Annotated in this window: 22 protein-coding genes and 1 riboswitch; of the genes, 10 read left to right on the top strand and 12 right to left on the bottom strand. The window is 58.7% G+C overall.

What is annotated here, in order from left to right; translation table 11 throughout:
- Positions 1–72: 72 nt before the first annotated feature.
- The 11 genes from ACP15F_RS01395 to miaB all read right to left on the bottom strand — a co-directional run bounded on the left by ACP15F_RS01395 (position 73) and on the right by miaB (position 10,754).
- Entirely contained in the window at positions 73–651 is a 579-nt protein-coding gene (locus ACP15F_RS01395) for a hypothetical protein (protein WP_424939064.1), read from the bottom strand.
- Entirely contained in the window at positions 648–1,253 is a 606-nt protein-coding gene (cmk, locus tag ACP15F_RS01390; protein WP_424939063.1) for a (d)CMP kinase, read from the bottom strand. Before cmk ends, ACP15F_RS01395 begins: the two co-directional genes overlap by 4 nt.
- Positions 1,250–1,771 carry a hypothetical protein gene (locus ACP15F_RS01385; RefSeq protein ID WP_424939062.1) on the bottom strand — a complete coding sequence of 174 codons (522 nt, stop codon included), beginning with the start codon at positions 1,769–1,771 and terminating at the stop codon, positions 1,250–1,252. Before ACP15F_RS01385 ends, cmk begins: the two co-directional genes overlap by 4 nt.
- Positions 1,768–3,120, bottom strand: coding sequence for a 3-phosphoshikimate 1-carboxyvinyltransferase (gene aroA, locus ACP15F_RS01380; protein ID WP_424939061.1), 1,353 nt, complete (start codon positions 3,118–3,120; stop codon positions 1,768–1,770). Before aroA ends, ACP15F_RS01385 begins: the two co-directional genes overlap by 4 nt.
- 88 nt (positions 3,121–3,208) lie before the next feature.
- Positions 3,209–3,937, bottom strand: a complete 729-nt coding sequence (gene trmB, locus ACP15F_RS01375) for a tRNA (guanosine(46)-N7)-methyltransferase TrmB (protein ID WP_424939060.1) — start codon at positions 3,935–3,937, stop codon at positions 3,209–3,211.
- A gap of 73 nt (positions 3,938–4,010) precedes the next feature.
- The gene (gene metK, locus ACP15F_RS01370) at positions 4,011–5,177 is read right to left on the bottom strand and encodes a methionine adenosyltransferase (protein ID WP_424939059.1); all 1,167 of its coding nucleotides are present in this window, start codon (positions 5,175–5,177) and stop codon (positions 4,011–4,013) included.
- A 6-nt stretch (positions 5,178–5,183) separates the two neighbouring features.
- Positions 5,184–5,231: riboswitch (SAM-SAH riboswitch) on the bottom strand.
- A 33-nt stretch (positions 5,232–5,264) separates the two neighbouring features.
- Entirely contained in the window at positions 5,265–6,809 is a 1,545-nt protein-coding gene (gene lnt, locus ACP15F_RS01365; protein ID WP_424939058.1) for an apolipoprotein N-acyltransferase, read from the bottom strand.
- A complete protein-coding gene (locus ACP15F_RS01360; protein WP_424940921.1) occupies positions 6,784–7,740 on the bottom strand; it encodes a hemolysin family protein in 957 nt (318 codons plus the stop codon). Before ACP15F_RS01360 ends, lnt begins: the two co-directional genes overlap by 26 nt.
- A gap of 32 nt (positions 7,741–7,772) precedes the next feature.
- Complete coding sequence (ybeY, locus tag ACP15F_RS01355) at positions 7,773–8,267, bottom strand: rRNA maturation RNase YbeY (protein ID WP_424940920.1); 495 nt, start codon at positions 8,265–8,267, stop codon at positions 7,773–7,775.
- A 1-nt stretch (position 8,268) separates the two neighbouring features.
- Positions 8,269–9,318: a PhoH family protein gene (locus ACP15F_RS01350; RefSeq protein ID WP_424939057.1), complete on the bottom strand. Its 1,050-nt coding sequence runs from the start codon at positions 9,316–9,318 to the stop codon at positions 8,269–8,271.
- A 110-nt stretch (positions 9,319–9,428) separates the two neighbouring features.
- Positions 9,429–10,754 carry a tRNA (N6-isopentenyl adenosine(37)-C2)-methylthiotransferase MiaB gene (gene miaB, locus ACP15F_RS01345; RefSeq protein ID WP_424939056.1) on the bottom strand — a complete coding sequence of 442 codons (1,326 nt, stop codon included), beginning with the start codon at positions 10,752–10,754 and terminating at the stop codon, positions 9,429–9,431.
- A gap of 160 nt (positions 10,755–10,914) precedes the next feature.
- On the opposite strand from miaB, the gene ACP15F_RS01340 reads away from it, so the two are divergent.
- Both ACP15F_RS01340 and ACP15F_RS01335 read left to right on the top strand, forming a co-directional pair.
- Positions 10,915–11,778 carry a hypothetical protein gene (locus ACP15F_RS01340; RefSeq protein WP_424939055.1) on the top strand — a complete coding sequence of 288 codons (864 nt, stop codon included), beginning with the start codon at positions 10,915–10,917 and terminating at the stop codon, positions 11,776–11,778.
- 113 nt (positions 11,779–11,891) lie between these two features.
- Positions 11,892–12,320, top strand: coding sequence for an FKBP-type peptidyl-prolyl cis-trans isomerase (locus ACP15F_RS01335; protein WP_424939054.1), 429 nt, complete (start codon positions 11,892–11,894; stop codon positions 12,318–12,320).
- Positions 12,321–12,435: 115 nt separating this feature from the next.
- Here the strand turns inward: ACP15F_RS01335 and irrA are convergent, their stop codons facing one another.
- Positions 12,436–12,852: an iron response transcriptional regulator IrrA gene (irrA, locus tag ACP15F_RS01330; RefSeq protein ID WP_424939053.1), complete on the bottom strand. Its 417-nt coding sequence runs from the start codon at positions 12,850–12,852 to the stop codon at positions 12,436–12,438.
- A gap of 186 nt (positions 12,853–13,038) precedes the next feature.
- Here irrA and fabA point away from each other — a divergent pair, with 186 nt between their 5' ends.
- The 8 genes from fabA (at position 13,039) to pcaD (ending at position 20,039) form a co-directional block, all read left to right on the top strand.
- A complete protein-coding gene (gene fabA / locus ACP15F_RS01325) occupies positions 13,039–13,548 on the top strand; it encodes a bifunctional 3-hydroxydecanoyl-ACP dehydratase/trans-2-decenoyl-ACP isomerase (RefSeq protein ID WP_424939052.1) in 510 nt (169 codons plus the stop codon).
- A 62-nt stretch (positions 13,549–13,610) separates the two neighbouring features.
- The gene (locus ACP15F_RS01320; protein ID WP_424939051.1) at positions 13,611–13,982 is read left to right on the top strand and encodes a DoxX family protein; all 372 of its coding nucleotides are present in this window, start codon (positions 13,611–13,613) and stop codon (positions 13,980–13,982) included.
- An 83-nt stretch (positions 13,983–14,065) separates the two neighbouring features.
- On the top strand, positions 14,066–15,295 hold the full coding sequence (gene fabB / locus ACP15F_RS01315; RefSeq protein ID WP_424939050.1) for a beta-ketoacyl-ACP synthase I: 1,230 nt from the start codon (positions 14,066–14,068) through the stop codon (positions 15,293–15,295).
- A 27-nt stretch (positions 15,296–15,322) separates the two neighbouring features.
- The gene (locus ACP15F_RS01310) at positions 15,323–16,111 is read left to right on the top strand and encodes an enoyl-ACP reductase FabI (RefSeq protein WP_424939049.1); all 789 of its coding nucleotides are present in this window, start codon (positions 15,323–15,325) and stop codon (positions 16,109–16,111) included.
- Positions 16,112–16,231: 120 nt separating this feature from the next.
- A complete protein-coding gene (locus ACP15F_RS01305; protein WP_424939048.1) occupies positions 16,232–17,059 on the top strand; it encodes an alpha/beta fold hydrolase in 828 nt (275 codons plus the stop codon).
- The gene (locus tag ACP15F_RS01300; RefSeq protein ID WP_424939047.1) at positions 17,038–18,027 is read left to right on the top strand and encodes a threonine ammonia-lyase; all 990 of its coding nucleotides are present in this window, start codon (positions 17,038–17,040) and stop codon (positions 18,025–18,027) included. The genes ACP15F_RS01305 and ACP15F_RS01300 overlap by 22 nt, the downstream gene beginning before the upstream one ends.
- 12 nt (positions 18,028–18,039) lie before the next feature.
- Complete coding sequence (locus ACP15F_RS01295) at positions 18,040–19,245, top strand: endonuclease/exonuclease/phosphatase family protein (RefSeq protein WP_424939046.1); 1,206 nt, start codon at positions 18,040–18,042, stop codon at positions 19,243–19,245.
- Complete coding sequence (gene pcaD, locus ACP15F_RS01290; protein WP_424939045.1) at positions 19,242–20,039, top strand: 3-oxoadipate enol-lactonase; 798 nt, start codon at positions 19,242–19,244, stop codon at positions 20,037–20,039. The genes ACP15F_RS01295 and pcaD overlap by 4 nt, the downstream gene beginning before the upstream one ends.
- The last annotated feature ends 74 nt before the right edge of the window (positions 20,040–20,113 follow it).

Genomic DNA, 20,113 nt, shown 5'->3' with positions numbered 1-20,113 from the left:
GCCCGGCGCCGCGTCACATACGATGCACAGTGTGGTGAGGCGTCCGGCACCCACCACGCAAGAAGAACATGGTTAGTTTGAGCACCACGTAAATCGGTCAGAAACCGAAAATGAGACGCGATAGGGGGCATCCAGCACGGTCATAGTCGTTCCCAATGGGCAGGCGTCATTCACAAGGTCACGCGTTTGTATGCCATACAGGATATCTCCTTGAGACAAAGGAACGAGATCAAAAGGCTTTTGAGGCGCGCGCCCAAATCGCGCCGCCCGTGTTTCCATGAATGTAAGAACCACCGCTGCGACATCCGCTCGCGTCAGCAAATCCTCACTCCATACGTGCTGAATATCACAACTATGTTGAGGCCCATCGAGCCACTTCACACTCTCGACCTTCACTGCAATCCATTTAGTTTGCGAGGGTGCGACGTACGTGGCCGAGCGATTATCGCTAGACAGGGGGCGGACTGTCTTCCAGTCACTGACATCTGGCAGTTGCCCGCGCATGATTGCCGTCTCACACAATGCAAGCGCCTCAAGCGCCTCGGCGGCAAACTGCTTGCCGCGCGTGTCGGAGACTTGGTTCAAGGACAGAAAGCCCCAAGTCAGAAACAAAAACCCAAAAATGAGCACGAACGGGATGTAGCGTTTCATTTGCGTGTGTTCATGATCTCATTGCATGCCCGCGCCACGGCGTCCTCGATCGACAGGTCAGACGTGTCGATAATCACCGCGTCCTCGGCTGGCTTCAATGGCGCTTCTTCCCGTTCACTGTCGCGTTTGTCGCGCGCGATCACATCGGCCAGCACTTGTTCGCGGGTCACGTCGTGGTCCTTGGCGGAAAGCTCTAGAAAGCGGCGTTCGGCGCGGACCTCAGCACTGGCGGTGACGAAGAGTTTCACGTCAGCATCCGGGCAAATCACCGTACCAATGTCGCGCCCGTCCAGCACTGCCCCGACTTCATGGGTGGCGAAGTTGCGCTGGAAGTCGACAAGCGCTGCGCGCACTTCGGCAATCACAGCGACTTTCGACGCTGCCTGTGCCACCTCAGGCGTGCGCAAATCTCCCTGCATGTCAGCGGGCGTCAGCGTCTTGGCCGCGTCAATCGGATCAGCACCCGTCAGGGTCTTCGCCCCCACCGCACGATAAAGCAGGCCAGTATCCAGATGGGCAAATCCGAAATGCGCCGCGACCGCTTTTGAAATGGTGCCCTTACCAGCGGCGGCGGGACCGTCAATTGCTACGATGAATGTCATGCTGCTTGTCCTTTCCAACGACGCCACATCATGCCGGCAACTCCGACAAGAAGTATGCTCAACGCGACGGTTACAAAGCCCGACTTCAACATGGTGAACAGCGCTGCAACCGAGACAACTTCTTCATCAATACCTTCAGCGCCCAGGCGCAATAGATCCGCCACGGCACCGTTTTCATTCCAGTCAAAAACAGCGGCCAGAACAGCTAGCACCGAAAACCCCGCCGCCCACTTCGTCGGAAACAACAGAAAATAGCCCAACATCAAAGAGAGGGCCATCAAACCGGGATAAAGAGTATCCAGCTTATGCTGAACACCCAAGTAATGGGCCCGGCCAGTATCGCTAAGGGCCAACAGGAAAGCGCGTGCTTCTTCGGTGGAATATCCGCTTGGACGCAAATCAAACGGCATCAGCCCGTTTGCGTCACTCATGATGATCGGCAAAGACCAAAGCACCATGGCGCAGTAAACAAGCACCATCGCGGCAAACACCACCCAGAAGGCCCGTTTCAAGCTCATCCGTTGCTGCGTACGATTTGCGCGCCAAGGCCAGACATCAGAGGCTCAAACACTGGGAAACTGGTGGCGATGGGGCCGCCATCGTCCAGATTGACCGGTTTTTGCGAGGCAAAGCCCAGGCAGGCAAAGCTCATCGCGATACGGTGGTCCAGAACGGTGGCGACGGTGCAGCCGCCGGGGACCCCGTCGGGACCAAGGCCTTCGACGCCCCACCAATCCTCGCCCTCGTCCACGGTGACGCCAGCGGCACGCAGGCCCTTGGCCATCGCATCGATCCGGTCACTTTCCTTCACGCGCAGCTCGTGTACGCCGGGCATTTCAGTCTTGCCGGTGGCAAACGAGGCCACAACTGACAGGATCGGGTATTCATCGATCATCGAAGCCGCGCGTTCGGGCGGAACCACGATGCCCTTCATGTTGGGCGAATACTTTGCGCGTAGATCCGCGACGGGTTCGCCGCCCTCAAGGCGTTCGTTCTCGAACGTCAGATCCGCGCCCATGTCTTGCAGTGTATAGAACAGACCAGCGCGGGTTGGGTTTAGGCCGATGTTCGGCACCAGCACGTCCGATCCGGGTACGATCAGCGCCGCGCAGACGGGGAACGCGGCCGAGCTTGGGTCGCGCGGAACGGTGATCGTCTGCGGTTTCAGTTCAGGCTGACCGGTCAGGGTGATCTTGTGGCCCTCGTCGGTGTCTTCGACCGTGATCTCGGCACCGAAGCCTGCCAGCATCCGTTCGGTGTGGTCGCGAGTGGCTTCTTTCTCGATCACCACGGTTTTTCCGGGCACGTTCAGGCCCGCCAATAGCACAGCCGATTTCACCTGCGCCGAGGCCATCGGGGTGGTGTAGGTCACGTTCACAGGTTCACGCGCGCCGACGATGGTCATCGGGATACGGCCACCGTCACGGCCATAGCTTTGCGCACCAAAAAGCGCGATGGGATCGGTCACGCGGCCCATCGGGCGCGAGCGCAGCGAGGCATCGCCAGTAAACGTCGCGGTGATCGGAGAGGTCGCCATCGCCCCCATAATCAGACGCACACCAGTGCCCGCATTACCGCAATCAATCACGTCTTCGGGTTCGGCAAAACCGCCGACACCGACGCCATTCACGCGCCATTCGCCGTCGCCCAGACGTTCCACATCAGCACCAAACGCACGCATGGCATCGGCGGTGCCCAGAACGTCTTCACCTTCCAGTAGGCCCGTAATGTTGGTCTCGCCAACTGCCATCGCACCTAGGATCAGAGACCGGTGGCTGATCGACTTGTCCCCCGGCACATTGGCCGTGCCCTTCAGCGGGCCGGATTTGCGGGCGGTCATGGGGATGGCGGGGCCGTGGCCGGACATGGGCGTTCTCCTGTATTCTTAGAACGCTGATAGCGCAGACATTCCAGCGAAGCCAGAGCAATTGGGCTTGAAAGCAAGCCCAGTGAGATCAGATCCGGCGGAAGGTCAGGTAGTGCGGCGTTCGGCCTTCGCGCAGCGCCTTCTGCTCGTAACGGGTCGAGATCCAGTCGCTCCACGGTGTACGCCAATCGTCGGCGCGTTCACCCAGCCACTCAAAGCCCGCGCGCGGGACTTCTTCCAGCGTTTGGCGGACATAGTCGGGGATGTCGGTGGCTACGCGGAATTCGGCGCCGGGTTTCAACACCTTGTGGAAGGGCTCCAGATATTCGGGCGTCACAAAGCGGCGGCGATGGTGGCGCTTCTTGGGCCACGGATCGGGATAAAGCAGGAATGCCTTGTCGATGCTTTCTGGTGGCAGCACGTCAAACAGATCGCGTACATCGCCCGGATGCACCGCTACGTTATCGCAGCCCGCATCGCGGATTTTGCCAAGAAGCATGGCGACGCCGTTGATATAGGGCTCGCAGCCGATGATGCCGATATCCGGGTAGGTCGCGGCCTGATGGACCATATGCTCCCCGCCGCCAAAGCCGGTTTCCAGCCAGACGGGTTTGTCGTCGAACAACGCCTTCAGGTCCAAGGGCGTGCGGTCGGGGTTTTCTTCCCAACCGACAGCGCCGGGGCTGAGCGCGGCCAAATCCTCGTCCAAATAGGTTTGCTGGCTGTCGCGCAGCCCTTTGCCTTTCAAACGGCCGTAGAAATTGCGCCATGGCGCGCCCGAGCGGTGTTTGTTTTGCGATGCATCATCTTGGGTCATGGCCGGGCCTATGCAATGCAAAGGGCGGGCACGTCAAGTGACGGCCCGCCCTTTCGGTGGATTAGATCAAAGATTAGACGGCTTTCTTCAGCGCGTCGACCAGATCAACTTTTTCCCAGCTAAAGCCGCCATCCGCTTCCGGAGCGCGACCAAAGTGACCGTAAGCGGCGGTGCGCTGGAAGATCGGCTTGTTCAGGCCCAGATGTTCGCGGATGCCACGCGGGGTCAGGTCCATGACCTGTGCCACGGCACGCTCAATACCTGTTTCGTCTACCTGACCAGTGCCGTGAGTATCGACGTAGATCGACAGCGGCTTGGCAACGCCGATGGCATAGGACAGCTGCAGGGTGCAGCGTTCCGCCATACCAGCGGCAACAATGTTCTTCGCCAGATAGCGCGCGGCATAAGCTGCCGAGCGGTCTACTTTCGTCGGGTCTTTGCCCGAGAATGCACCGCCACCGTGCGGGGCCGCACCGCCATAGGTGTCCACAATGATCTTGCGCCCCGTCAGACCTGCGTCTCCATCCGGTCCGCCGATAACGAACTTGCCGGTTGGGTTCACGTGCCACTCTGTGCCGCCGTTGATCCATTCGGCAGGAACGACTTCGCGAATGTAGGGCTCGACCACGGCGCGCACGTCGTCGCTGGACATGGATTCGTCGAGGTGTTGGGTGGACAGCACAATCGAGGTGACCTCGACCGGTTTGCCATCTTCATACCGCAACGAAAGCTGCGATTTCGCATCCGGACCAAGCGTCGGCTCGGTGCCGTTTTTACGCACTTCCGCGAGACGCTTCAGGATCGCATGCGAATACTGGATCGGGGCCGGCATCAACTCGGGCGTTTCGTTCACCGCATAGCCGAACATGATCCCCTGATCGCCTGCGCCATCGCGGTCCACACCTTGTGCGATATGGGCCGATTGTTCGTGCAGGAAATTCATTACGTGGCAGGTATTCCAGTGGAATTGCTCCTGCTCATACCCGATATCGCGGATACAATCGCGGGCGATCTGACTGATCGAGCCCATCATTACCTTTAGGCGCTCTGGATCGGACAATCCGACCTCACCGCCAATGACGACCATGCCGCTGGTGGCAAAGGTCTCACAGGCGACACGCGCCTGCGGCTCTTCCGCAAGGAACGCGTCTAGAACCGCATCGGAAATCCGGTCGCAAACTTTGTCGGGGTGGCCTTCGGACACACTCTCCGAAGTGAAGGTATAATTCTGTCGTGACATGAAACATGCTCCATTTTTTCTGCCCGCCACGCCAGGAAGCCGTTGTGACGGTGATCTCGTTTGGTATCTGGGCTAATTATGCAAAGGTCAATGTGAAAAGCGTACGCGTCGCAAAATGGTCACGAATACGACGCAAATCAACAGCAGGCCCAAGGGATAGTCCCCCATACGCGCATAAACTGTCGCCGACGCGGCCCCGGGGAGGCGCGTATCAAGATACCCTGCCTGCCCCAGCCCCAACGAGGAACGTACCGTTCCATTCACATCAATCGCGGCACTAATCCCGGTATTTGCCACCCGAATGACCGGGAGGCCAAACTCAATCGCGCGAAAACGCGCTTGGATCAGATGCTGCTGTGGACCCGAAAAACCGCCAAACCAAGCGTCGTTTGTCGCCTGCAAGATCCAGTCCGGACGCTTGGGCGCATTGCGGATGTCGCGCGGGAAGACGGCCTCGTAGCAGATAAGGGGCAACACATCGCCCAGCGTGCCCATGTCCAGCACCCGAGGTCCCGGCCCTGATGAATACCCCTGTCCATACTGCGACGCAAAGGCACGGATGCCGAAGCGGGCCATGGCATCGCCAAGGGGGACATATTCACCAAACGGCACCAAGTGGTGCTTGTCATAGACCGGATGCGCGATACCGTCGGGGGTCACCCGCACCAGACTGTTGAAGTATCTCTGCCCTTCGCCTCTCTGAATGCCCATCAAGACCGGCGGCCCGGCGGCGGCTTCGGCCACCAACGGGAACAGCAGTTGGGCATGCTGCAACAGATAAGGCACTGACGTCTCAGGCCAGATGATCAGGTTCGGACGTGCGCCGTCGGATGGAGTTGCGGTTAGATCCAACTGACGACGGACGAAGCCCTCGGCATAGTCGGGATCCCATTTCTGGTGCTGAGGCGCATTAGGTTGGATCAGGCGCAACGTGTGGCGGGTGTCGTTCGGCATGGAGGTGGGTGACAGCACTGTGGCCAACCCCAAACCGAGGGTCAGTCCAACCACACCGGCAACGTTTCTCCGATTTCTGCCGATTAGCGCCACCGCCAACACAGCGACCCAAAGCGCGGTCAGGAAGGTCAGCCCAGACACGCCAATCAAGCGTGCCAGCAGCGCCATGGGCGTTTCGACCCACGCCAGTCCCGGCCCGCCCCACGGAAAGCCCGTGAACAAACTGCCACGCAAAAGCTCAGCCGCGCTAATGCCAGTTGGCCAAACGACCCAGCTTAGACGGTTGTCAGCTCCGGAAAGCCACCGCGCAGCCCCCCAGCCCAGCGCCCACAAAAGCGCAAGTCCCCCAGCCATGCCCAACAGGGCAAAGGGGGCCATCCAACCATGACGGTCTGGCTCAACAAAAAACGGATTGACCAGCCAGCTCATTGTGACGGTGAAATAGCCAAGACCGAAGAGCCAGCCCTGAAGCGCGGCAGCACGCGGGGACGGGCTGTGTCGCCACATCAGAAACGCGGCCAGCAACCCCAACAAGGTCGCCGCCCAGATCAGAAATGGAGCTTGTCCCAGTGCAGCAAACGCGCCTGCCAAAAGCAGTGCGATGACCCGCGCCCGAGGGCGCGCAGCCAAACGCGCCACGCGGGCGTCAATGTCAGGCATTCTTTGCAGACGCGTCATCTGCGCTGGCCTCGGCAACCTTGTGAGGTGCGGGCATTGGGCCCGGCACACGCAAGCGCAGACGCTTGATACGCCGGGGGTCCGCGTCGACGACTTCGATCTCGGCCCCACCGGGATGTGCAATCACCTCGCCGCGCGCGGGCACCTGCCCACATAGGACAAACACCAACCCGCCCAGGGTCTCGATCTCGTCATCATCGGCTTCGTCATGCTGCAGACGCACGCCAGTTGCCGCTTCAAATTCGTCCAAAGGCGTCTTGGCTTCGACCAGATAGCAGCCTGGCTTTTCTTCGACCCACAGCGCACCTTCTTCAAGGTCGTGCTCGTCCTCAATCTCGCCGATGACCTGTTCGATCAAATCTTCGATGGTTACAACGCCATCCACGCCGCCATACTCATCAATGACCAAAGCCATGTGAATGCGTTCGGTCTGCATTTTCTGCAGCAACACGCCAATCGGCATCGAGGGCGGCACGAATAGAAGCGGGCGGATCAGCTTGCGCAGGACAAAGCGATCGGATTTCTTGCCGGGCCTACCGTTGAACCCGTGGTTCAAAGCCAAGTCCTTCAAGTGCACCATCCCAATGGGGCTATCCAACGTCCCGTCGAACACGGGCAGACGCGACAAGCCGCTTTCGCGGAACATGTCCACCAGTTCGTCTTTCAGGATATCCACCGGGGCGGACACGATCTCGGATTTCGGGATCATGACGTCTTCCACGCGCATCCGACGCAGGTTGACCATGCCAGGGGCTGCGATGGGAGCCGTCCCGTTTCCTACGGGCGCAGCACCAGAGGGTACGACCTGATCCGGTTTGCCCGGACTGCGCGCACCGAAAATGCGGCTGAAAAATCCCGGCCTGTGATGTTGTATTTCATCCTGCAGCGCGCTTTGCGCTGCATTAGAAGATCCGTCTGCGGTGTCGCCCATTGGTCCTTTTCCAGTTTCGCGCATATGCGCCGTCATTCTTCATATGGGTTGGAAATGTTCATCTTGCCAAGGATTTCAACCTCCAAACCCTCCATAAGTGCTGCATCTTTGTCGTCAATGTGATCATAACCCAACAGATGCAGCACCCCATGCACCAAAAGATGGCTGACATGGGTGGAGAATTCCTTACCTTGCTCGTCCGCCTCGCGGGAACAGGTTTCATAAGCAATGGCGATATCACCCAGTTCGGGATCTTCCGGAAGGAACGGATCGCCACCTGCATCCTCTGCTGCGCGCTCCTCGGAGGGCCATGACAACACATTGGTCGGCGTGGGCTTATCACGAAAGTCGCCGTTCAGGACTGCAATGCGGGCGTCATCACAAGCCAACAGGCTGATTTCGAACCCGTCACCAAATGGTGGCATTAGCTTCAGATGCGCGATCACCGCACGTGCCGAAGCGTCTGCCAAATCCGACAGGCCCGCAGCTTCCCAGCGGGGATCCTCGAAAACAATGTCCATCAGCATATTACTTGTCACGCGCCTGCTTAACAGCGCGCGCCATCGCCTTTTGCGAGGCTTCGTCATAGGCTTCGATGATCTTGGCCACCAGCGGGTGACGCACCACATCTTTCGAAGTGAAATAGTTGAAGCTGATCTGGTCGATCCCCTTCAATAGCCCCTCGGCATCCCGCAAACCGCTGTCCACGCCGCGTGGTAGGTCAACCTGAGACCGGTCGCCGGTGATCACCATACGTGAACCTTCACCCAGACGGGTCAGGAACATCTTCATCTGCATAGTTGTGGCGTTCTGCGCCTCGTCCAACACGACAAACGCATTCGCCAGTGTGCGCCCGCGCATGAAGGCCAATGGTGCGATCTCGATTTTCTTCTCTTCGATCAGCTTGGTGACCTGCTTCGAGGGCAAAAAGTCATTCAGCGCGTCATAAAGCGGCTGCATATACGGATCGACCTTGTCCTTCATGTCACCGGGAAGATAGCCCAGCTTTTCGCCGGCTTCGACCGCAGGGCGCGACAGGATCATGCGGTCCACATGCCCGCCAAGGAACATGTTCACGCCAACAGCCACCGCCAGATAGGTCTTACCCGTACCCGCCGGGCCAATCCCGAAGGCCAATTCGTTGTTAAACAGGCTTTGGACATAGGCCTTTTGTGCTTCGGTACGTGGTTCAATGGTCTTTTTGCGAGTCTTGATCTCGACATCGCTGCCTTTGAACATCTCCATCTGGTCGCCGTCGCGGGTGCCGGTGCCGTCCTGCGTCCCGCCCATGCGGATCTCGGCATCAATGTCACCGGGTTCGACCGCCTTGCCGCTTTCCAGCCGCGTATACAGCGCACTCAGCACCTCGCCCGCCTTTTCGCGTGCGTCCATCTCGCCCATCACGACAAGCTGATTGCCGCGCCGGATGATCTGCACGCCCAGATGGCTTTCGATGTGAGTCAGGTTGCGATCAAACTCGCCGCACAGATCAATAAGCAGGCGGTTGTCTGGAAATTCCAGCAGCACTTCGGGGGTTACTTTGGCCTCGGGTGCTGCGGTCAGGTCTGCTATTCCCAAATGGGGTCTCCTGTCAGGTCTATACCCTGATCGTGCCAAGAGCGGACGAGACAAGCAAGCCCCATCCGCAAAACTTCATGCGATTGTCATGTGATCGCCGGGTTGCCGGATCACTCCACTAGCTCTCCAGCCAAGGAATTCGAGCTGCTATCGGTGATCCGGACACGGCGCAGATCGCCCATTGCCGCATCACATTGAACGTGGACCGCGTGCAGGTGATCGGACTTACCGACCATTTGGCCTTCTAGGCGCCCTTTCTTTTCAAACAGAACGCCCACTTCTTTGCCGACCATGCTGTTTTGAATGGCGCGTTGCTGTTCGGTGATCAGCGCTTGCAGACGATAGAGACGCTCGGATGCAACCGCATCATCCACCAGCGCACGCTCAGCAGCCGGAGTGCCCGGGCGGGTCGAGTATTTGAAACTAAAGGCCTGACCATAGTTCACTTCGCGGATCAGGCTCATGGTGTCTTCGAAATCCTGATCGTCTTCCTCCGGGAAGCCCACGATGAAGTCACCGGAGATCAGAATGTCAGGACGCGCTTCGCGAATCCGTTCGATCAGACGCAGATAGCTTTCGGCCGTGTGGCTGCGGTTCATCCGCTTCAGGATCTTGTCCGAGCCCGACTGAACCGGCAGGTGCAGATACGGCATAAGCTTAGCGCAGGTGCCGTGGGCTTCGATCAGGTCATCGGTCATGTCATTGGGGTGCGAGGTGGTGAACCGGATACGCTCCAACCCGTCGATTTCGTCCAGCGCCCAAATCAACTTGGCCAGCGACCAGTCGCCGTCCGGCCCAGCGCCGTGATAGGCGTTGACGTTCTGACCCAGCAGAGTGATTTCGCGCACGCCGCGTTCGACCAGATCGCGCGCTTCGCGCAGGATGCGCTCGGCTGGGCGGCTGACTTCGGCGCCGCGGGTGTAAGGCACCACGCAGAAAGCACAAAACTTGTCGCAACCTTCTTGGACCGTCAGAAATGCGGTCGGGTTGCGCTTGGCCTTGGTGCCGCGCAACTTGGGCAGGTGTTCAAACTTGTCTTCCTCGGGGAAATCGGTGTCCAGCGCCTTTTCGCCCTTCGCGACCTGCTCCATCATAGTGGGTAGGCGGTGATAGGTTTGCGGACCAACAACCAGATCGACCATCGGCTGACGGCGCATAATTTCCTCGCCTTCCGCCTGCGCGACACAGCCGGCGACACCGATCTTCAAGTCAGGCTTTTCAGCTTTCAGCCCCTTGAAGCGACCAAGTTCGGAATAGACCTTCTCGGCGGCCTTTTCACGGATGTGGCATGTGTTCAGCAGGATCATGTCCGCATCATCGGGCGTCTCGGTCTGCTCATACCCGTCCGCGCCCAGCGCTTCGGCCATGCGTTCACTGTCATAGACATTCATCTGGCAGCCATAGGTGCGGATGAAGAGTTTTTTCTTGTCGGACATTGCGCGTTTCCCAAGGTTTTTGCAGCACGAGGTCAAGTTCCCGCCTGTTATAGCAAAGGGATCAGGCCCGCAACGCTTGCAAAACAGGTTGATTTCATGAAATTTCTGTCAGCAATCGGCAAGAACCTACAATCCACTCGGATAATCACTGGGACATATCATGCGCCACAGCGACCTTAATAAGTTCCTACAGTCCTCGGGGCAGGTGTTGGCCAAGGGCCCCGTTGCGATGATTTTCGTTGAAGATCTGGTCGAGGTTGAAAGCACAATCCGCCATCATCAGAACGCCGGATTTCGGGCACTTCTGGTCTTTGCGCCCGAAGAACTGATCCTGCCGGAAGATCTGGAAGATACCCTTCACCGCATCACGTTCAACACCTCACCAGCCGGGGCGGTCGTGGACGCGATCAATCAAGTGATCGACGCTGCCCCTGGCACGTGGCTTTATTACTGCTTCAACGCCGAATACCTGTTCCACCCCTTCTGCGAATCCCGCACCGTGGGCGAGCTTGTGGCCTTTCAGACCGAAGAACGCCGCGACGCGGTTCTCAGCTATGTGGTCGATTTGTATGCGGACGATTTGGGACAATTCCCAAATGCAGTGTCGCTCGAGAACGCCTGCCTCGACAAGTCAGGGTACTATGCACATGGGCGCAAAGGCCCGGATGGCGATCCGCTGGACCGTCAGCTGGACTTCTTCGGCGGCCTGCGCTGGCGATTCGAGGAACACGTCCCCCTGAATGGTCACAAGATTGACCGCGTGTCTCTGTTCAAGGCCAAGCCGGGCCTAAAACTGCGCGCAAACCACACCTTCAATGACGAGGAATACAACACTTTTTCTTGTCCGTGGCACCACAACATCACCGTCACCGTAGCCAGTTTTCGCACCGCCAAGGCGCTGAAAACAAATGCCGGGTCAAAGCACGACGTCCACAGCTTCAACTGGCACAACACCACGAAATTCCAGTGGAATTCTCAGCAACTACTGGATCTGGGCCTGATGGAACCCGGTCAGTGGTTCTAGGCGACGTTTCCATCCAGCCCAACTTTCGTTAAACACACATATCCCACAAACGAGCACCCGCCGCGTCATCGCCTCGGCCTCGTCCATTCAATTCCTGACATCACGAGGATCCCATGACCGAAGTCACCCAAGGCGCGAAGGTGCGCATTCACTATACAGGCACTCTGGAAGACGGCAGCGTTTTCGACAGCTCGGAAGGTCGCGATCCGCTTGAGTTCGAAGTTGGCTCGGGCATGATTATTCCCGGTCTCGACAAAGCTCTGCCCGGCATGAAAGAGGGCGATAAGAAAAAAGTCTCGATCGCCCCGGAAGAGGCTTACGGCCCGCGTCATGACGAAGCCATTCTGGAAGTCCCGCGCGGTGATATCCCTGCCGAAATTCCGCTGGAAGTTGGCATTCAGCTTCAGATGTCCGGCCCGCAGGGTCAGCCTGTGCCAGTCACTGTCACCAACCTGACCGACGACACCGTCACGCTGGACGCCAACCACGCGCTGGCTGGCAAGACTCTGATTTTTGATTTCGAAGTTGTTGGCATCGGCTAACGCCTATGCAAGTTCCGAGGGCCGCGCTATAGCGCGCGGCCTTTAGGGGCTTTGCCCCTCGCGCCGAGGGCGCTCACCCCAGGATACTTTTGGTAAGAAAATAAGGAGGTGCCGATCAGCTGCGGCGCAGGCGGATCACCACGTCGACTTTGGAAATCTCGGCCCCTGCGGGCGCTTCCGGAAGTTGAGCGATCTTCAGATCTTTATCCGGCGCATCCATCAGCTCTTCCGTGTCTTCCCAGAAGAAATGCGGGTGGTTGGTGACGTTTGTGTCGAAATAGCTGCGCGCGCCGTTCACCGTAATCTCGCGCAAAAGACCTGCATCCGAGAACACACGTAGGGTATTATAGACAGTCGCAAGCGACACCTTATCCGCGCCATCGCGCGTCGCCTCATAGAGGCTTTCGGCGGTGACATGGCGGTGTTGCCCATCCCCGATCAAGAGATGCGCCAAGGCCAGACGTTGTCGCGTCGGGCGCAGCCCAGCGCTGGACAACCAATCGGCTTCGGTCTGTCGTTTTTCCTGCATCATGATCCGGCTCTTCTGAACTCAAACGGAAGTTTCCAAGAGAATATAGGGTGTCCGGGCGGTAAGTGCCAATAAAAACTGGTCTTTGCGGCTTAGATTGCCCATGCGACACGTCACCTACCCTTGCGTCGGGCTTTATGCGGGTGCTAGAGGGTGTTGGACTGAAAACACACAAGATATGGGGCGATAATGGCGGACTATCCCACTAGCTTTAGCAAGGAAGACCTTTTGAAATGCGCGGCAGGCGATCTGTTTGGCCCTGGCAATGCGCAGCTTCCTGCTCCGCCCATGTTGATGATGGACCGGATCACCGAGATTTCAGGCGATGGCGGTGCCCACGGCAAAGGTCACGTACTGGCCGAGTTCGACATCACCCCGGACCTGTGGTTCTTCGACTGCCACTTCCCTGGAAACCCGATCATGCCCGGCTGTCTTGGCCTTGATGGTCTGTGGCAGCTGACCGGTTTTAACCTTGGCTGGCGCGGCTGGCTGGGTCGCGGCTATGCGCTGGGTGTAGGTGAGGTGAAACTCACCGGCATGGTCCGCCCCGACCGCAAAATGCTGACCTATAAGATCGACTTCACCAAAGCGATCCAAACTCGCCGCCTGACCATGGGTGTGGCCGATGGGATCGTCGAAGCCGACGGCGAAGTGATTTATCAGGTCAAGGACATGAAGGTTGCATTGAGCGAGAGCTGACCCCACTTAGGATGTCCACAGAACAGACGACACCGCCTGAGTGAGCATCGAGGGATCAGCACATGACCGCAGTAACCTTGTTTGTCGGACTACTATCCGCATTTTTCCTTTTTGCCAGCTCGATCAAGATATTTGGCTGGCAAAAGAAGATCTTCGAGATCCAGCTTGGCATGTTCCAAAGCTATGGGCTGAACCGGCAGATCATGGCCCTTGTAGGTTGTGTCGAGCTGTTCGGCGCAATCGCAATCTGGTTCCAATCCTCGTTGCTAGGCCCGCTTGGTGCCTTGGCCCTTCTGGGCACATCGCTTGGTGCCATTGCCTGCCATCTGATTTTTGACAGCTGGAAAGACGGCGTACCTGCGATGATCACAGCAACGCTTTCCGCCTTTATCTTGTGGTCTGGCCTCGACAAACTTTTGGGTTTGATTGGCTAACAATCCAAGCCGGGCGGTCAAGTGTGCTTGCACCTGCCCGCTTCACTGGCGTAGACAGTGAATGACCAAAGAAGGGGGACTGCATGCGTCGTGTCGTCGTTACGGGTCTGGGCATTGTCTCGGCCATCGGGAACAACAAGGACGAGGTTCTGGCCTCGCTCAAAGCTGGCAAGTCCGGCATCACCGCCAATGCTGACATGGTCGAGCATGGCTTCCGCAGCCAGATCGCTGGCATGCCGAACATCGACATAAAAGAACATGTGGACAAACGCGCGTTGCGGTTCATGGGGCCGGGTGCGGCCTATGCGCATATCGCGATGGGTCAGGCAATCGAAGACGCCGGTCTTGGCGAAGATGACGTGGTGAACCCGCGCACCGGTCTTGTGGCTGGCTCCGGTGGCCCGTCGACCAGTGCAATGTTTGCAGCCCACCAGACCGCGCTGAAATCCGGCGCGACCAAGCGCATTGGGCCGTTCGCGGTTCCGAAATGTATGGGCTCGACGATCTCCGCCAACCTCGCGACCGCCTATAAGATCAAGGGCATCAACTATTCGATCACCTCGGCTTGCTCGACGTCTCTGCACTGCATCGGCAACGCGGCCGAGCAGATCATGATGGGCAAGCAGGACGTGATGTTCGCTGGCGGCGGCGAGGAACTGGACTGGACTCTGTCCTGTCTCTTTGACGCGATGGGCGCGATGTCCTCCAAGTACAACGACACGCCCGAGAAAGCCTCGCGCGCGTTTGACGCCGACCGCGACGGGTTCGTGATCGGTGGCGGCGGCGCAATTCTGGTTCTGGAGGATTTGGAGCACGCGAAGGCCCGCGGTGCAAAAATTTACGCCGAAGTCACCGGCTATGGCGCAACCTCGGATGGTCACGACATGGTGGCCCCGTCCGGCGAAGGCGGTGAGCGCGCCATGCGTCTGGCGATGGACATGCTGCCCGAGGGCCGCAAGGTTGGCTACATTAACGCCCACGGCACCTCGACCCCGGTTGGCGATGTCGGCGAAGTGGAAGCTGTGCGCCGCGTCTTTGGCGAAGGCTCGACGCCTCCGATCAGCTCGACCAAATCAATGACAGGCCACAGCCAAGGTGCCACCGGCGCGCAAGAGGCTGTCTATTGCCTGCTGATGCTGGATAACGACTTCATCGCGCCGTCGATCAATGTGGAAAATCTGGACCCTGGCATCAATGACGGCGAGATCGCGACCTCGCTGGTCGAAAACGCCGGGCTGGACAGCGTGATGACCAACAGCTTCGGCTTTGGTGGCACCAATGGCTCGATGATCCTGAGCAAGTACAACGACTGATAAGCACCAACAAAACGAGGGACTGACATGGCAGGGCTAATGCAAGGCAAACGCGGCCTCATCATGGGGGTGGCAAATCAGCGTTCCATCGCATGGGGCATCGCGCAGGCGATGGCAAACGAAGGCGCGGAACTGGCGTTTTCCTATCAGGGTGATGCGTTCGGTGGGCGAGTCGCCCCGCTGGCGGAATCGGTAGGTTCAGACATTCTGGTCGACATGGATGTCACGGACGATGATGCGCTGGACAAAGGCTTCGACGACCTGTGGTCCAAGTGGGACTCGATCGACTTTTTGGTCCACGCGATTGCCTATTCCGACAAGAACGAGCTGACTGGCCGCTTCGTCGACACCAGCCGCGCGAACTTCAAACATTCGATGGACATCAGCTGCTATTCGCTGATCGAAGTCGCCCGTCGCGTGGCCCCAAAAATGACCAATGGCGGCACGATCCTGACGCTGACCTATGGCGGTTCGAACCGCGTGACGCCGTTCTATAATGTCATGGGTGTTGCCAAGGCAGCTCTGGAATCTTCCGTGCGCTATCTGGCCAACGACCTTGGCCCGGACGGCATTCGCGTGAATGCCATCTCGCCCGGCCCAATGAAAACGCTGGCCGGCGCGGCCATCGGTGGCGCGCGCAAGACCTTCCGCCATACCGAGCAGAACGCACCGCTTCGTCAGAATGCCACACTGGAAGCAGTGGGCGGCACCGCCGTCTATCTGGCCTCGGACTATGGCAACTGCACAACCGGCGAGATCATCACGGTCGACAGCGGCTTCCATGTCTTGGGCATGCCGCAGCCAGACAATCTGTGATCTAAAATCAAAGAGTATTGAAAGGGCCCCAGCGACGGGGCCTTTTTTATGTGAGGTCCCTCTGGACCCCATTCCGGTTCTCAGGCTTACTGCGTCTAAACACCTAGTAGGGATCGGAATATGCAGACATTCACCGCCAATGATGGTCTTGAAATCGCCTATCGGGACGAAGGCGAAGGCCTTCCTGTTCTGGCCCTGTCGGGTCTGACGCGCAACTCGGACGACTTCAACTTCGTCGCACCGCACCTGAAGGGTGTCCGCCTGATCCGCATGGATTATCGCGGACGCGGGCAGTCGGATTGGGGGGATCACAAGACCTATTCGGTGCCGCAGGAAGGGCTGGATGCACTGTTCCTGATGAACCATCTGGGGATCGAGAAAGCCGCCATCCTTGGCACCTCGCGCGGTGGGTTGATTGCCATGGGCCTTGCCGCCTCGGTAAAGGACAAGCTTCTGGGTGTCTGCATGAACGATATCGGCCCCGAGCTTGCACCACACGGGCTGGACAACATCATGGGGTATCTCGGGCGCAAACCAAGCGCTAAGACCATCGAAGAAGCCGCCGAGGCGCGTGCGAAGCTCATGGCCGGGTTTGGCTTCAAGGGTGTGCCGATGGCGCGCTGGGTTGAGGAATGCCACAACCTGTTCGAACAGGACAACAAAGGCCTGACCAATCGTTATGACCCTGCCCTGCGCGATGCGGTTGAAGCCGCTGGCGCCCAGCCTGCCCCGGATCTCTGGCCCTTCTTTGATGCGATGGATGGGTTGCCGCTGGCGCTGATCCACGGTGCGAACTCGGACCTTCTGACCGATGACACGGTCGCCGAGATGCAAAAACGTCGCCCCGATATGGGCTATGCGAAAGTTCCAGACCGTGGCCATGTGCCGTTTTTGGATGAACCCGAAAGCCTTGCCACCATCAATGAATGGCTGGAGAAAATGCGTTGAACATCAACGAAATTCGCAATGCCGCCCGCCGCAACGCGGGCCATGTGCGGCGCACGCCGCTGCTGGCCTCGCCTTTCCTGGACGAGATCGCCGGGCGGCGCGTTTTCGTAAAACCTGAATGCCTTCAACACACGGGCAGCTTTAAATATCGCGGCGCGCATAACGCGATTGCGTCCCTAACTCCGCTTCAGCGCGAGATGGGTGTGATCGCCTTTTCCTCGGGCAATCACGCCCAAGGCATCGCTCTGGCCGCGCGCCAAAACGAAACGCCATCGACGATCATTATGCCCGCCGATGCGCCCAAGCTTAAAATTGCCAACACCCGCGCGCTCGGGGCCAAAGTTGTCCTTTATGACCGCGCGACCGAAGATCGCGACGAGATTGGCGCGCGTCTGGCCAAAGAGCAGGACCTGACCCTGATCAAACCCTTCGACAATGAGGCAGTGATTGCTGGCCAAGGCACCATCGGGCTTGAACTCGCCAATCAGGCACGCGAAGAGGGGATAAGCAGCGCGCAGGTTCTAGTGCCCTGTGGTGGAGGCGGACTGACCTCCGGCGTCGCTTTGGCGTTAGAGCACGAGGCGCCCGATATAACCGTTCGCCCAGTCGAGCCTGAAGGGTTCGATGACGTCACTCGGTCGCTTGCAAGCGGACGGATCGAGAAGAACACCCAACTGTCCGGGTCCATCTGCGATGCGATCCTCACCCCCTCGCCCGGTCAAATGACCTTTCCGATCATAAGCCGCCTTTGCGGCGCCGGGATCGTGGTTCCGGACAAGGACTGCTTGCGGGCCATGGCGCAGGCCTTCACCCGTCTCAAACTGGTGATCGAACCCGGCGGAGCTATTGCCTTGGCGGCCGCTCTGTTCCACCCTCAAATGATTGACGGCGATGCGGTGATCGTGGTGGCATCCGGCGGGAATGTCGACGCACCGCTTTTCGCCGACGCGCTTACCCACTTCGCTTAACCGGAGACCCCGATGACTGATTTCACGATTGCCTCGTTCAACGTCAAAAACCTGATTGGTGCGGACCAGGAGTATTACCAGTTCCAAAGCTATACGCCCGAAGAATACGCGTGGAAGCGTGATTGGATGGCGGATCAAATGATGTCGCTGGACGCTGATATCATCGGCTTTCAGGAGATCTTCGAAGAAGATGCCCTGTTGGATGTGATTGGTGAAGCCAACACCCGCGCCCATGATCTGAATGCCGCGACCATTCCGGACGAAAGCAAACGCTATCACCGCAAGGCGATCTTTCGGAAGCTGGCCACTCACCCATGGCCCAAAGACGGCCTTGCATTCGCGCCGAACTCGGCCGATGGCGGTCCCGGCGAACGTCGACCGGGTGTAGCAGTCCTGTCGCGATTTGGGTTTGTTGGAGACCCCGAGATTATTCAGGATCTGCCGGACCCGCTGACCATCCCCTTCCCAGCCTTGCGCGGTGACGAAGGTGACGCCGGATATTATACACTGACCCGCTTGTCGCGCCCAATCTTGAAGGTTCGCATACCTGTCGGAGATCAGGTCATCACCATCTTCAACTGCCACCTGAAATCAAAACTGGGCGAGTTCATCCGGCCCGAAGGTGCGCCCTTTCCACCCGAAGCAGACTTAACAAACTATGACGCCATTGGCCGTGCTCTTGGCTCTGCCCGGTCGGCCATGCGCCGGATGGCAGAGGCGTGGGTGCTGCGCAAACTGGTGGTCGCCGAGATCAAGGCGGGGCACCCCGTCGCCGTGCTGGGGGATTTCAACGATGGCGAACACGCCGTCAGCTCGGAAATCATCGCAGGCGAGGTTCCGTTCAAGAACTACTCTTGGATGTTGCGCCATGATGCGAAGACCGATCGCGACCGGTATAGCCGTGAAGAGAACAAGCAAATCACGGCAAATGTCGAAGCTGTGCGCTTGCATTCCGCCGAGAAGCTCTTCGTGCGCAAATCGCTGCGCGACATGGTCTATACCTCGGCCTTTGGGGGCGTGTTTGAAAGCATCGACCAGATTTTCCTCAGCCGTCATTTCCATCCGGACAACCAGAAACGCATCGCCGACATGACCTATTTCAGCGTGCTGAATGACCACATCACCGACGGCTCTCACCCCGAAGCACCCTACAACAAGCTCGCCTCGGATCACGGACAGATCATGGCGCATCTGACCATGCTGGGTGACGAGGAGTGATCACTATCCCCAACAATCAGGGCGTGGCGCTTCACTTTGTTGAAGGCGGTCCACAAGATGGGCCCGCTGTTGTGTTCGCCCACGCGCTTGGCACTGACTCAACCATGTGGGACGCGCTGGTGGCGGAACTGCCCGATCATCTGCGCCTGATCCGATTGGACATGCGCGGGCACGGACAAAGCCCCTGCCCGGACGGCCCCTACCCGATGGGAGACCTAGTAGCCGACGCAGGGCGCGCTTTGGACCATTTGGGCATCAATGAGTGCGTTTTCGTTGGCCTGTCCATCGGCGGCATCATCGCACAGGGGTTGGCGGCGGAAAGGCTGGATCTGGTGCGCGGCATGGTGATCTCGAACACAGCCGTAAAGAGCGGCACCTCGGCCATTTGGGCAGAGCGGATCGACGCCGTGCGCAAGAACGGGATCGATGCAATCATCGAGGCCAACATCGAACGCTGGTTTTCCCGCGCCACCCGTCGCGACCACCCAGAATTATGCGACCAAGCCCGCGCCAGTATGCGCGCCACGCCTCTTCAGGGCTATTTGGGCTGCATGGAGGCCATCGCCGACACTGACCTTTACGAAAGCACCGCGCGGTTGCGGCTTCCGACGCTCGCGATTGCGGGCAGTGAGGACGGCTCGGTTCCTGCCGACATGGTGCGCGAGACCGCAGCACTGATCCCCGGATCGCGCTTTGAGTTGATCCGCGGCACAGGACACATGTCGCCAGTCGAGAAGCCAGCCGAGTACGCGGCGTGTCTCACGGACTTCTTGCGCGCCATCGGACATTTCTGACGGACGCCACGTCGTTTTCCGACCTTCCTGTCGTAACTTTGTTGGCAAGTCATCGTTTTCCGCGCAAGCTTCCG

The sequence above is a fragment of the Aliiroseovarius sp. S253 genome (genome assembly GCF_049800855.1).
Taxonomy (GTDB): domain Bacteria; phylum Pseudomonadota; class Alphaproteobacteria; order Rhodobacterales; family Rhodobacteraceae; genus Aliiroseovarius.
Note: the sequence above shows the minus strand (reverse complement) of the source record. Positions and strands in the feature narration are given on the sequence as shown.

Coding starts and splice junctions, on each gene's coding strand:
- lnt (WP_424939058.1), bottom strand. CDS start 6,809: ATGACGCGTCTGCAAAGAATGCCTGACATTGACGCCCGCGTGGCGCGT.
- ybeY (WP_424940920.1), bottom strand. CDS start 8,267: ATGCTGATGGACATTGTTTTCGAGGATCCCCGCTGGGAAGCTGCGGGC.
- miaB (WP_424939056.1), bottom strand. CDS start 10,754: ATGTCCGACAAGAAAAAACTCTTCATCCGCACCTATGGCTGCCAGATG.
- aroA (WP_424939061.1), bottom strand. CDS start 3,120: ATGTCCGGCCACGGCCCCGCCATCCCCATGACCGCCCGCAAATCCGGC.
- cmk (WP_424939063.1), bottom strand. CDS start 1,253: ATGACATTCATCGTAGCAATTGACGGTCCCGCCGCCGCTGGTAAGGGC.
- irrA (WP_424939053.1), bottom strand. CDS start 12,852: ATGATGCAGGAAAAACGACAGACCGAAGCCGATTGGTTGTCCAGCGCT.
- ACP15F_RS01360 (WP_424940921.1), bottom strand. CDS start 7,740: ATGGGCGACACCGCAGACGGATCTTCTAATGCAGCGCAAAGCGCGCTG.
- ACP15F_RS01295 (WP_424939046.1), top strand. CDS start 18,040: ATGACTGATTTCACGATTGCCTCGTTCAACGTCAAAAACCTGATTGGT.
- trmB (WP_424939060.1), bottom strand. CDS start 3,937: ATGACCCAAGATGATGCATCGCAAAACAAACACCGCTCGGGCGCGCCA.
- fabA (WP_424939052.1), top strand. CDS start 13,039: ATGGCGGACTATCCCACTAGCTTTAGCAAGGAAGACCTTTTGAAATGC.
- ACP15F_RS01300 (WP_424939047.1), top strand. CDS start 17,038: ATGGCTGGAGAAAATGCGTTGAACATCAACGAAATTCGCAATGCCGCC.
- ACP15F_RS01395 (WP_424939064.1), bottom strand. CDS start 651: ATGAAACGCTACATCCCGTTCGTGCTCATTTTTGGGTTTTTGTTTCTG.
- fabB (WP_424939050.1), top strand. CDS start 14,066: ATGCGTCGTGTCGTCGTTACGGGTCTGGGCATTGTCTCGGCCATCGGG.
- ACP15F_RS01385 (WP_424939062.1), bottom strand. CDS start 1,771: ATGAGCTTGAAACGGGCCTTCTGGGTGGTGTTTGCCGCGATGGTGCTT.
- ACP15F_RS01320 (WP_424939051.1), top strand. CDS start 13,611: ATGACCGCAGTAACCTTGTTTGTCGGACTACTATCCGCATTTTTCCTT.
- metK (WP_424939059.1), bottom strand. CDS start 5,177: ATGTCACGACAGAATTATACCTTCACTTCGGAGAGTGTGTCCGAAGGC.
- ACP15F_RS01335 (WP_424939054.1), top strand. CDS start 11,892: ATGACCGAAGTCACCCAAGGCGCGAAGGTGCGCATTCACTATACAGGC.
- ACP15F_RS01305 (WP_424939048.1), top strand. CDS start 16,232: ATGCAGACATTCACCGCCAATGATGGTCTTGAAATCGCCTATCGGGAC.
- ACP15F_RS01340 (WP_424939055.1), top strand. CDS start 10,915: ATGCGCCACAGCGACCTTAATAAGTTCCTACAGTCCTCGGGGCAGGTG.
- ACP15F_RS01310 (WP_424939049.1), top strand. CDS start 15,323: ATGGCAGGGCTAATGCAAGGCAAACGCGGCCTCATCATGGGGGTGGCA.